The sequence below is a fragment of the Sphingobacterium rhinopitheci genome (assembly GCF_022627575.1).
Lineage (GTDB): Bacteria > Bacteroidota > Bacteroidia > Sphingobacteriales > Sphingobacteriaceae > Sphingobacterium > Sphingobacterium rhinopitheci.
The window spans coordinates 1-12289 of record NZ_JADEYQ010000037.1; the positions used below are offsets into that span (position 1 = coordinate 1).

Annotated in this window: 9 protein-coding genes; all 9 read left to right on the forward strand. The window is 35.2% G+C overall.

Annotated elements, in window-relative coordinates:
- The first annotated feature begins 491 nt into the window (after positions 1 to 491).
- Positions 492 to 1880: an exopolysaccharide biosynthesis polyprenyl glycosylphosphotransferase gene (locus IP023_RS15230; protein ID WP_262914428.1), complete on the forward strand. Its 1389-nt coding sequence runs from the start codon at positions 492 to 494 to the stop codon at positions 1878 to 1880.
- Positions 1881 to 1910: 30 nt separating this feature from the next.
- Positions 1911 to 2657, forward strand: a complete 747-nt coding sequence (locus IP023_RS15235; RefSeq protein ID WP_241791268.1) for a hypothetical protein — start codon at positions 1911 to 1913, stop codon at positions 2655 to 2657.
- Between the two features lie 9 nt (positions 2658 to 2666).
- A complete protein-coding gene (locus IP023_RS15240; protein ID WP_241791269.1) occupies positions 2667 to 4301 on the forward strand; it encodes a hypothetical protein in 1635 nt (544 codons plus the stop codon).
- 246 nt (positions 4302 to 4547) lie between these two features.
- Positions 4548 to 5354: a polysaccharide biosynthesis/export family protein gene (locus tag IP023_RS15245; RefSeq protein WP_241791270.1), complete on the forward strand. Its 807-nt coding sequence runs from the start codon at positions 4548 to 4550 to the stop codon at positions 5352 to 5354.
- A gap of 43 nt (positions 5355 to 5397) precedes the next feature.
- Positions 5398 to 7776 carry a GumC family protein gene (locus tag IP023_RS15250; protein ID WP_241791271.1) on the forward strand — a complete coding sequence of 793 codons (2379 nt, stop codon included), beginning with the start codon at positions 5398 to 5400 and terminating at the stop codon, positions 7774 to 7776.
- 26 nt (positions 7777 to 7802) lie between these two features.
- Positions 7803 to 9029, forward strand: coding sequence for a polysaccharide pyruvyl transferase family protein (locus IP023_RS15255; protein ID WP_241791272.1), 1227 nt, complete (start codon positions 7803 to 7805; stop codon positions 9027 to 9029).
- Positions 9030 to 9032: 3 nt separating this feature from the next.
- Positions 9033 to 10244, forward strand: coding sequence for a Coenzyme F420 hydrogenase/dehydrogenase, beta subunit C-terminal domain (locus tag IP023_RS15260; RefSeq protein ID WP_241791273.1), 1212 nt, complete (start codon positions 9033 to 9035; stop codon positions 10242 to 10244).
- Positions 10241 to 10867: a CatB-related O-acetyltransferase gene (locus IP023_RS15915; RefSeq protein WP_317224561.1), complete on the forward strand. Its 627-nt coding sequence runs from the start codon at positions 10241 to 10243 to the stop codon at positions 10865 to 10867. The genes IP023_RS15260 and IP023_RS15915 overlap by 4 nt, the downstream gene beginning before the upstream one ends.
- Positions 10864 to 12289 (forward strand): lipopolysaccharide biosynthesis protein (locus tag IP023_RS15270; RefSeq protein ID WP_241791274.1); only part of this gene is annotated, 1426 nt, incomplete at its 3' end. The genes IP023_RS15915 and IP023_RS15270, both read left to right, overlap by 4 nt.

The following is a 12289-nucleotide window of genomic DNA, read 5'->3' on the forward strand; positions in this document are numbered from 1 at the left end:
AAAATTTAATCTTATATTTGTAGATTTTTTATTTTATAGTTTTTTAAATTAATCAATAAAATCATACATATATTGCTGAATTTCAATTTTTTAATTTCTTTTTTTTATTAAAATATAATTTTTTTGTTGGTTCCATGTAATTTTTCAATTACCTTTGGAGTCTACAATCATTGCAAAGTTGGTGTAATAACACTAAAGAGTGTAGCTTAACGGCTACAAATTATTTTATTTTTTAATAGCTATTACTTAGGAATAGCTTTTAAAAAATGCAAAACCTGTGAAAAGAAAAATTATTAATTAAATGACCCTAATCGAGGTACTTAGAAAGTAAAACATATCCTGTTATTTGTAATGGGCTGATCATCTTGTGCTATTATATATCATTTTTATATATAGGCTAGGCTTGTCTGTTGTTTCTATTCTATTGACCATTAAGTCTTTTGGGTCTGTGTATATCATTTATGTATAGATACGTACCAAATCGAGTTTTGATGTGCTTAAAGTTGCTGATAGCGACGACAGATATTATATTCCTAAATCTCATTTTAGGCTTTACTTTAATGTTTGTTACACATTTTGGTTTTGTAAGTACAACTGTTCTTACTGTAAATAATATACTCTCCCTATCTTTAGTCTTCAATTTTACTATTGCATTAGCATGCTTATACACCCGTATCTACTCCGATGAAAAGATTGAATATATGGAGAAGATATTTAGAAGTACCCTTGTTACCGGTCTTTTGATTGCCGCGTGCTTTAGTATTCTACTATTTTCAATTTTTGACATCAAACAAACCTTTCAACTGTTAAGCTTTTTGTTTCTTTTCTTGGGAGTTTATGCTATTTTATCTCGTTTTGTACTGGTATATGTATACAAAGTATTGCCTAAGCGAATGGGCTGGGCAAAGGATGTATTTGTAATTGGACATAATGACTATTTGGGTAATGTGATCGCTTCATTTCCACATAATCATAGCTTTTATACCATTAATACAATTCCTTATTATGATGCTGTAGACAAGAATACAAAGGAGGAAAAAGTAGCACAATTTAAGCGTTATTTTGAGGAAGTGAGCAAAAAAGGTACATACGAAGTGTTTCTCGTAAATTCCCCCGATGTATTTGCGCATACTAATGACATTATTGAAGCTGCTGATTTTCAATGTGTAAAGTTGAATTTTGTGCATGCTGTTACCGCAAGTATTGGTGGTTCATCTACATTGAAAGATGCATTGGAACTAGACTTGCCTGTTTTGCGTTTCCATGCAAACTCCTTATCGGAGATGAACAATCGTTTCAAGAAACGCATCGTCGATATATTGATTTCTGGATTTGTAATTGTCTTTATATTATCTTGGTTGATACCCATTGTAGGGTTAATCATCAAAATACAAAGTCCAGGACCTATCTTTTTTAAACAACAGAGATCCGGCAGAAATAATACGAGCTTCAATTGTTTGAAATTCAGAAGTATGGTCGTTAATACCGATTCAAATTCTAAGCAAGCGTCCAAAGGGGATCGTCGTATTACTCCGATAGGTCAATTTTTGCGCAAAACAAGTTTAGATGAATTTCCGCAGTTTATAAATGTCTTTTTGGGACAGATGAGTATTATAGGACCTAGGCCACATATGTTAGCACATACCGAGCATTACAGTAAGTTGATACAGCATTATATGGTGCGTCATTACGTAAAGCCTGGTATTTCGGGGTGGGCGCAGGTCAATGGGTATCGTGGAGAAACAAACGAACCTGGGCTAATGGCAAAGCGTGTAGAATATGATTTGGAGTATATGAACAACTGGTCTGTGATGTTGGACTTCAAGATTATTGTTATGACGGCTTTCAATATGGCGAAGGGGGAAAAAAACGCTTATTAAATGAAAATTAATTATAATCTATCTAAAATTATGAAGATGAAAAAATCGTCCTTAGTGGTGATGCTGTTTATCTTCTGCTTAGTCTCTTCAAAGACGACTTATGCGGAAGGAGGGGATAGCAATCCTAGATTAACTTATGAGTATGGGTATCCACAGCCGTTTGCTGTAGGTATACATGCTGGAACAGCCGGCTTTGGTTTGCAGATTTACAAACCCATTTCAAAAGAATTTGGCGCGCGTTTGGGCTTTAGTCATATGCCTTTTTCAACGAATATATTGGGCAATTACTCAAATAGAGAGCTTAGTACGGATATATCTGCTAAATCTACCAATATATCTTTATTATTTGGATGGACACCATTTGTAAAAAACGGTGGCTTCTTCCGTAGTTTCAGTGTTCAATTAGGTGGGGCTTATTTTACACAACTTAACGGGAGTTTAAAATCGAAATTAAGAGATCCTTATAAGTTTGGTGATATCATGGTTGATCCGGAGTTAGTAGGAACAATTAATACGGATGTACAATGGAAAAAAACGATCAATCCATATGCAGGTATTGGATGGACTAATATTGTTATCGATAATAAATTTTCATTGAATGTTGATCTTGGTATGTATTACTTAAGCAAGCCATCGGTATCCATGGCAGCTACGGGTTTATTAGCGGAGAATGTGAATAATGCCTCTATCATCGAGGAAAATATCAAAAGCTATAGATTTTTGCCTAGAGTAGAGGTTGGCATCAGTTATCGTTTTGGTAAGCTAAGATATAAATAACAGGAAATTATGAAAATAACTAATATAACAAAGTATTTAGTAGTAGCCACCTTGTTTGCAGGCGTGGTGTCGTGTCAAAATCCCTTAAAGGATTTTAATTTACAGATTAGTACAGAGGTAATTAAGCAAAAGTCTACTATACGTATTGTAGATATAGATGGCAATGTGATTCCTGGGGCAACAGTAGCCTTAAATTCGGGTGAAACCCAAAATATATACAATGCTTCTGGGACACGTGATTTTAAAGTCGTTGATGGGATGGTTACGTTTGGGTTGGATCCAAATATCATGGTTAATGGCAATACGACTGTAAATTTTCGTGTAGAGGTAAAAGCTGCAGGTTATAATAATCAGATTGTACCTGTCATTATCTCTGATGCCAATACAGGGGTACAAGTTGTAACATTATTAAAGCCTTCACAATTGCCTGTAGGTGCTGTAGAGAAACAGTTTAGTGTAAATCTATCTCCTGATGGCGCTACATTAGAGACTATAGCTCTTGAAATGCCTTCGCCATTTCCTGGCGGCAAGCCGTTGACAATTACTATTCCTGCAGGAACCAAATTCAGCGATGCAGCTAGCAATATCCTTTCTGGAGGTCCATTATTGATCAACGTTATCGGTTTCAATCCGGCAAGTAATAATATTGAAGATTATCTACCAGGGGGTTCCTTATCTGTAGATCAGGCCGTCGTGAGCGATGGTACTACTGCGGCAGGTACCTTTACCACACCATTGTCAATTATAAAAATGGATATGATTGTGAATGGTACGGCAGTAAGATCATTTAGTCAGCCTATTGTGATAGGTGCACCATTTGCAGCAGATTATGTTGATCCAGCGACAGGAAATCCTATTGCGGCAGGTCAAGTGTTTGACATATTCAGTAATAGTACGAGCGACAATATATGGAAATTTGAGCAAGCCGTTACCGTTAAAGGTTCTACAGCATTAGGCTTCAGTGGTGATTATGCTATTAATCACTTATCATATTTTATGTCAACAAAATTTGCAGAAGCTTGTGAAACGGGGTACCGTGTCAACTTCTCTGGCGATTGGATGTCCAATGGCACTACCTATCCACTTACGGTAGATGTATTATACCGTGGTCAGTTGGCGTATACTAGAGTGTACTCTATCACTACGGATAATGCTACTATTCTGTTGAATAATCTTCCCGCACAAGATGTATCCATTGTGGTAAAAGACGCTAAAGGAGCGGTTATTTTGACGACACCATTGGCGGCATGTGGACAAGAGAGCAATGTGGTATTGCCAAACCCTCATCCACCGACAGGAGCTGAGTTTGCAACATTACAATTGTATGTACGTTGTCCAAATAAAACAGAAACTATCACATTGTTACCTACTTTCCATGTTTATTACAAAGAAGCGGGTTCTTCTGCTCCTTATGCGCTATTGGGAGAGGTAACGAACGGATTGTTGCGTACAACATTGTTGAAGACTGATGGCACCAAATACAACTTCAAAGCATATTACCAAGATAAGGTAAAAGAAGTATTGAACAAATCTATCAATCTAGATAACACAGCTACGGTAGGTATCCAACCGGGCGACGTCATCGGAGAGAAAATAGGCGCTACAAACCTTGCTATTTTGCGCGAAGCATGTAATAAATTATAAGAGGACAATTGTCCAATACAGAAACTCAAGTGTTAAAACTTGTGATTGTAGGGAAATATACCGGTCGGGCGCGCCGACCGGGAATTTCTATACAAAGGTACTCCTTGGGTAGTATCTTGTATAACCTATAGCTACAGGTAGCACAAGAGCTAAGGTGTACGCATAGCGTACTTTTATAATGACAGGCAAAAGGGATAATATCTCTTTTAATTTTGAAATGAAACTACAATCATAGTTTATAACGTAATGAAAAAAAATTTAGTAACAATAAGTGCACGATTAAGCGCATTTATTCTTTTATTTGCCGTACTATTCTTTAGTAATTGTTCGGTTAAGAAAATTGTTTATTTTAATGATCTTCCCTTAGATACTCTGCAAATAATAAAAACAGCATCCCAGTTTCAGGAACCTACGATCCAGTCAGATGATATCCTCAATATCACCATACATACCTTGGATCCCAGTACTGCTTTGGTCTCCAACCAGACCATGGCCATGCAGGCAATTGGAGCCAGCTCGGCAGGCAATGTTGGTAACCAAATGATTTCCGGTTTTATGGTAGACAAAAATGGAAATATACAGATGGCACTATTGGGTAGTATTAAGGTGGGTGGATTGACCACTTTTCAAGCTAGAAATCTCATCGAAGAAAAGGCCAAACAATACTATAAGGAGCCCAATGTACAGGTACGTTTTACGAATTTCAAGGTTACCATCTTAGGTGAGGTAGCACGTCCCGCAACTTATACTATACCCAACGAAAAGGTGTCCATATTAGATGCACTCGGTTTGGCTGGGGATTTAACCATCTTCGGGAAGCGCGAAAATGTGTTGTTGATACGCGAACTCAATGGGCAAAAAGAATTGATACGCCTCAATCTGAACGATAGCGACATTTTAGCTTCTTCTTACTTCTATCTAAAGCAAAATGATGTGCTCTATGTAGAGCCCGGTAAAGGCAAGGCTGCATCTAATAATGCAGCAAGAACGCAAACTTTTGCCATGATAGGATCTTTCCTATCATTATTAGTAGTCGCATTCTCTAGATTATAAGCTTATTTAGATAGATATAAATATACGTTAAGAAAAGAATACAATGAGTAGAAATATTGATTGGGAAGAAGAATTTGAAACCCAAGATACAAAAACGGATAATAAACAACTCCTTCGTTTTGTAGGACAAGTGCTTAGCAATTGGTATTGGTTTGTGCTTTGTGGTGCTATAGGTTTTGCGATAGCCTTTATTTATGTACGTTATACCGTACCTACTTACAAGGTGCATGCCAAACTCATCGTCGAAGACGATAAAAAAGGTGGTGGTATGATGGGGGCATCAGCATTAGGTGAGCTATCTGGTATCATGGGGGCCAAAAACTCCGTCGACAATGAGGTCGAGATATTGCGTACGCAAGATCTTATGCACGTGATGGTCATCAAAGAAGCAGCCTATATCAGCTATTTCAAAAAAGGAACAGTAAAGGATATGCCTGTAATACGGGCGCCCTATTTTGTAGAACTTTTATCCAATCCAGATTCTATTGCTAGGAGCTATTACTTTGATATAGAGCAATCAGCGAATAATTTGCTTGTATTGGACAATCAAGATACGACAATTAATGTCAAGATAGGTCATCCCTTTACGCTTTCTGGCGTCGGGACTTTACGTATTACACCCAATGCGGACGTTGTGTCGTTAGAAAGTCAATATGGCTTTACCATTACGCCTGTCCGCAAGGTGGTAAATTCATTTATGAAAGCATTTACTGCTGAATTAACCAATAAATTAGTTTCTACTATAGATCTAAGTTTTGATCATCAAGTACCTAAGCTAGGAGAGCACCTATTAGGCTCCTTGATCCAAGAATATGTGTCCCGCAACCTCCACGACAAGAATATCGTAGCCGACTCCACCCTGTCCTTTATCAACCAGCGCTTATCGAAGATCACACAAGAGCTAGCAGGGGTTGAGGATCGTATATCTGGTTACAAGCAGGCTACGCAGCTGGCAGATATTTCGCAACAGAGCAAAATCCTATTGGAAAGCTCTTCTTCGTATACGAAGAGCTTAGCAGAGGTAGAGACACAGATAGCGATGTTGGATGCTATGGCTGCATATTTGCAAAATGTAGCACATCCGCGTGTAGTACCGTCATCGGTAATTCCACAGGATATCGCTTTCAATGGTTTGGTCAGCAAGTATAATGAACTGGTATTGCAACGCGAACGTTTATTGTTGGCCAATACGGAGGACAACCCATTAGTACTAAATATCACGGCACAGATCGCAGGATTGCGTGCCGATATGATTGCCAATGTAGCTTCTTCACGCAAGAACTTGGAATTAACGAAGGCCAATCAACTCAAGCTCTCCAATACGGTTAACTCACAGATTAAAAATGTTCCTACCATCGAACGTGGCTATATAGACTTGGCACGACTGCAACAGATCAAACAAGCACAGTATATATTTTTGCAAGAAAAATGGGAAGAGACAGCAATAGGTCGTACCGCGAATGTATCCAATTCGAAGATCATTGACTCTCCAAAAGCAGAGGAATTACCATTCGCACCTAAGTCTAGAATGATTTATGTCGTTGGCTTATTTCTAGGTTTACTGGTACCTTTAGCTATTTTATATATAAAAGATTTATTTAATGTACGTGTATCTAGTTTTGAAGATGTCGATAGATTGACAAAATTACCGATACTGGGGGCTATATCACACTCCGATGAAGTGGGCCAGGTGGTCGTTAATAATAGTTCCCGTTCCGTGATTGCGGAGCAATTCAGGACTATGAGGACCAACCTTGAGTTTTCGCTCAATGGGGGCAAGACGATTGTGATGACCTCTTCGATGTCTGGGGAAGGAAAATCATATGTCGCTCTAAACTTAGCGGTATCCTTGGCGCTATTAGACAAAAAGGTACTTATCATGGAGCTCGATCTGCGCAAGCCTTCGGTGACTTCAAAACTTGGATTAGAGACACAAAAGGGATTCTCCCAGTATGTGGTGCGTCCAGAATTGCAAATCGCAGAAATTATCGTGCGCTCTGGTGTTCATGATTTTGTAGATGTAATACAGGCAGGTGCTATTCCGCCCAATCCTGCCGAACTACTCGTACATCCTCGTGCCATAACACTTTTAGAAAACCTCAAAAAACAATATGATTACATCATTATGGATGCCCCTCCGGTAGGCTTGGTGACTGATGCACAGCTCTTATCACGGTACGCTGATACCTGTCTGTACTTGGTACGTCAAGACTATACCTATAAGGAACAGCTACAAATTCCAAATGACTTAGCGAAGCTTAATAAAATTAAAAATATTCAACTCGTGATCAATGATGTCAAAACCAAGGGGTCTTACTATGGAAACTACGGCTACGGCTACGGCTACGGCTACGGCTATGGTTACGGCTATGGAGATTATAGCGGTGAAACCAAAAAGAAAAAGAAATTTTGGAGTAAATAGATTATTTAATATTAGATTATAGTTTCATGAATATAGTTTTGGCTAATATGCCAATAAATAATGGAAATAGAGGATGTGTAGCATTAAGCATATCTACTATGTATATTGTAGATAAAATAATGCGTGATAATAATATCGCATATAAATTTTATCTACCTGATTCTGGCTTCAAGGATAATAAAGAAAGAACTATAAATATAGGTGGTAGAGAAATAAAATATACAAGTTGTGCATACCCAATAGGATTGAATAAAATTGATATTAAGCATTGGGCAAAAAGTATATTAAAATTTAAAGAATACTTTAGCAATCGTTCTATCATGAAAAATGCTGATTTTATATTAGATATAGGTCAAGGTGATAGCTTTTCAGATATTTATGGTTTAAGAAGGTTTAATATAATTGATAGAGTGCATAGGTTAGCACGATTTTATAAAAAACCTTATTGTATTTTACCGCAGACTATTGGTCCCTTTAGTGATAATAATATTAAGTACCGCGCCTTATTAAGTCTTCAAAAGGCAGATATGGTCATGGCTAGAGACTTTCAGAGTTTGAGTTATGTCAAAGAAAATTTACCTCAAAAAAGTATTGATGAATATATAGATGTTGCCTTTTTAATGCCTTTCAAAAAAAGGAAGCTTAATGATGAATATACCCATGTTGGCTTAAATATATCTGGATTATTATGGAATGGTGGCTATACTGGTAACAATCAGTTTGGTCTTAAGTCTGATTTTCAGTCTACTGTTAAAAATATTATTAATTATTTCCTGTCATTCAGTAATGTAAAAGTACACCTAGTTTCGCATGTGCTATTGGGAGAGGTAAATGTGGAGAACGATTATGCTGTTTCTTATGATTTGTATAATAAATTGAATGATGATAGAATTGTATTAGCACCATTTTTCTTTTGTCCAATGGAAGCTAAGAGTTATATATCTGGAATGGATTTTTTTGTAGGTGCTAGAATGCACGCCACAATTGCGGCATTTTCTTCTGGTGTACCAGTGCTTCCATTAGCTTATTCAAGAAAGTTTAATGGTTTATTTGTTGATACCCTGCAGTATAATTATTTAGGTGATTTAATTAATCAGAATCAAGAAGAATTAATGGACTCTCTTAAGAATGCTTTTGAATCTAGGGAACAATTAAAAAATATAATAGAACACCGTCTTAATGGAGTGGTTAAACAGAGAGGAGAATTATTGCATGAGAAATTACGTGGATTCTTTTTATTACAAAATAAGTAATTCATGAAAAAAGTAGAAGATATCCTTAAAGCTGGTCTTTGCTTGGGCTGTGGTCTTTGTGAGGCTGTTGTAGGAAAGGAAAAGTGCAATATGACCATTTCTAAAGAAGGTTTTTATAGACCTCAGTTTAAAACAGCCCTTACAGAATCAGAGAATAATACAATTCTTCAAGTTTGTCCAGGTATCAGTGTCATGGGGAATAACTTGCCAAGTGTATCGAGTAATAGCGACACGAAAGTATGGGGAGGTGTATTAGATGTTACCGAGTCATGGTCTTTGGATGACAAGTTGCGAAAAAAGAGTGCTACAGGTGGGGTTATTTCAGCATTGGCCATTCATTTATTAGATTCTAAAAAAGTTGATGCCATTCTGCAGGTTGGAGTTGTTGAAGAATCTTGGTTATATAATGGATTGCTAATTTCTCGAACAAAAGAAGAAGTTTTTAAAAATGCACAATCGAGATATGCACCTGCATTAGTTTTTGATCGTATAATAGAGATATTAGAGTCTTCCAATGATATTTTTGGTTTTATAGGAAAGCCCTGCGATATAGCAGGGATTAAAAATTTTGTCAAAATATACCCTAAATATGAAAATAGAATTAAGTATACCCTAGCTATTTTTTGTGCAGGAATACCGAGTTACGAAGCAACAAAACAGCTCGTAAATTCTAAAAATAAAATAGAAGATCCAAACTTTTTAAAATATAGAGGCGACGGTTGGCCAGGAGATTTTGAAGCTAAATGGGCGGATGGCGATTCTATAAAAGCATCCTATAATGACAGTTGGGGAAAAGTATTAGGAAAAACATTAGGCCTAAGGTGCAAAATATGTCCCGATGGAATAGGCTTATTAGCCGATATATCTACAGGTGACTCTTGGAATACAAAGGATGGTTACCCTGACTTTACTGAAGCAGATGGTAGAAACTTTTGCTTTATCCGTACTGAAAATGGTAAGGAGCTTTACCAAGATGCTGTTGCTGCTGGAGCTATATCGAATGAAAAAATTGATGTCTCAACTCTGAAAAATATACATACTTACCAATACAATAGAAGGATATTATCTGCTTGGCGGATAAGTGCCATGTATTTAATTACTGGGGGGTTGATTAAGTTCAATAATTTAGGTTTATTAAATATTATGTTTAAAAAAAGTCTGAAATCTGGTGTCAAAGAGTTTTTGGGAACATTAAAGAGAATTGAATTGAAATGAAGGTTAATAATTTAGCATTTATACTATATAAAAAAATACCAAATAATAGATTTCGAAACCTATTAGTTAAATATCTTTTAAGCGTGGAAGGTTTTGGCTATTCTGTTACTGTGCAATATATCTTCAAAGAGATCCATGGAATATCAATTGGCTATGGTAGTGTTAAGAGTGGATGTATTAATAGATTTAATATACAAGGTAAAGTTAATTTTGGCAATTATTGCTCTATTGCTAAGAGTGCAAAATTTTTCACAGTTAATCATCCTATCGATTTATTTACATCTCATGCTATAACATATAACCCATTATTAGGAGGTGTTTTGAAAGATAAGTTAGATAGATCTAAAATTTTAATAATAGAAGATGATGTTTGGATTGGAGATAATGCTATAATTTTACCTGGTGTAAATAGAATAGGTAGAGGTGCTATTGTTGGAGCAGGAAGTGTTGTAACGAAAGATGTTCCTCCTTACTCTATTGTGGCTGGGAATCCTTGTAAATTTATAAGAATGAGATTTAATAGAGATAAAATTTCTTTATTAGAAACTTCTAGATGGTGGGAATTAGACAAGGTTGATTTAATGTTGAAAATTGATGAATTAAATAGTATGATGTTGAGATGAAAAATTCATCAAATTATTTTGCTAAATCTATTTCTTGGAGTATCATTTCAAATTTAAGTAATGCACTTATTAAGTTTATTACTTTGCCTCTTTTATTGACATATTTTGGGCGTGATGATTTTGGATTAATTACTATTGCAGTATCTGTAAATGCATATTTACAGCTTCTTGATATGGGAGTGAATACGGGTGCAATTAATTTTTTCTCAAAATGGATTGCAAATAATGAAAATAAATTATTAGATAGTGTAGCAAGAACTAGTATAACATTTTATACAATAATAGGTGCTATTAATTCTATTGCCCTCTTAATCGTAGCTTTTTATGGATTGCATTTTTTTAAAATTGATCCAAATCATGAACATGAATTATTTTATTTATTTATTATTCTTGCCATTTTTTCAATATTTAATTGGGCAGGCTCTGTTTTTAATCAATTACTTATTGCAGATTCAAAATTTTCATATGTACAGAAAATTAAATTATTGTCTACTGTTTTAAGTCTAATTGTTACATTCTATGTTATTTATTTTAGATGTAGTCTTCAAGTTTATTTTTTTCTGTTTACAGTATCAAATTCTATAGTGATTATACCACTTGCAATTGTTTCGAAGAAAAACAAATTGATATCAAACTTTAAGCTAGGGACGGATTGGAAGAATTTTAATATAATTTTAAAATATAGTTCAGCTATTTTATTAATGGCTATTTTTCAAATGTCAGCTGTTAAACTTAGGCCTATAGTTTTAGTTATGTTTTCTAACAATGGGGCAGGTGTAGTTGCGGATTTTAGAATATTAGAAACAATAACGGCTTTTATAATTTCAATGGGAAGTATGTCTACTAGTATTTTTCTACCTAAAACTTCTAGTTTAATCCAAAATTGTGATGTTGAGAAAATAAATGAATTTGCATATGTAGGGACAAGATACACCTCTATTTTTACTTGTTTAATTTGTTTTCCTTTTATTTTATGTGGTAAAGAAATATTATCACTTTATGTGGGAATTGAATATGAGCATCTTTATTATTGGCTTGTGCTTTGGGTTATTACAATAGTATTATTCTTACATAATGGACCTGCCGCTAGTTTAGTTCTTGCAACTAGAAAAACTAGAATGTTAGTATTTAGTTCAGCGATAGCTTGTGTGATATCTATTGTTGTTAATTCATATTTAGCACCATATTTTTCTGTTGGCTCTGCTGTAATTGGTTATGCTATATATGTAGTCATTCAAATGATGTTTTATTACTTCTATTTCAATAATAGAATTTTGAAATTGAATTCTTTTAAAGTTTTTAAGGCTTTTTTATACCCTACATTTTTAGCATCTGTGATATATTTTGCTGTTAATATTTTCGAATTTAATTTTCAAAACTTGTATTTAGTAGTAATTTTTAAATTAGGACTTTGGTTTATTA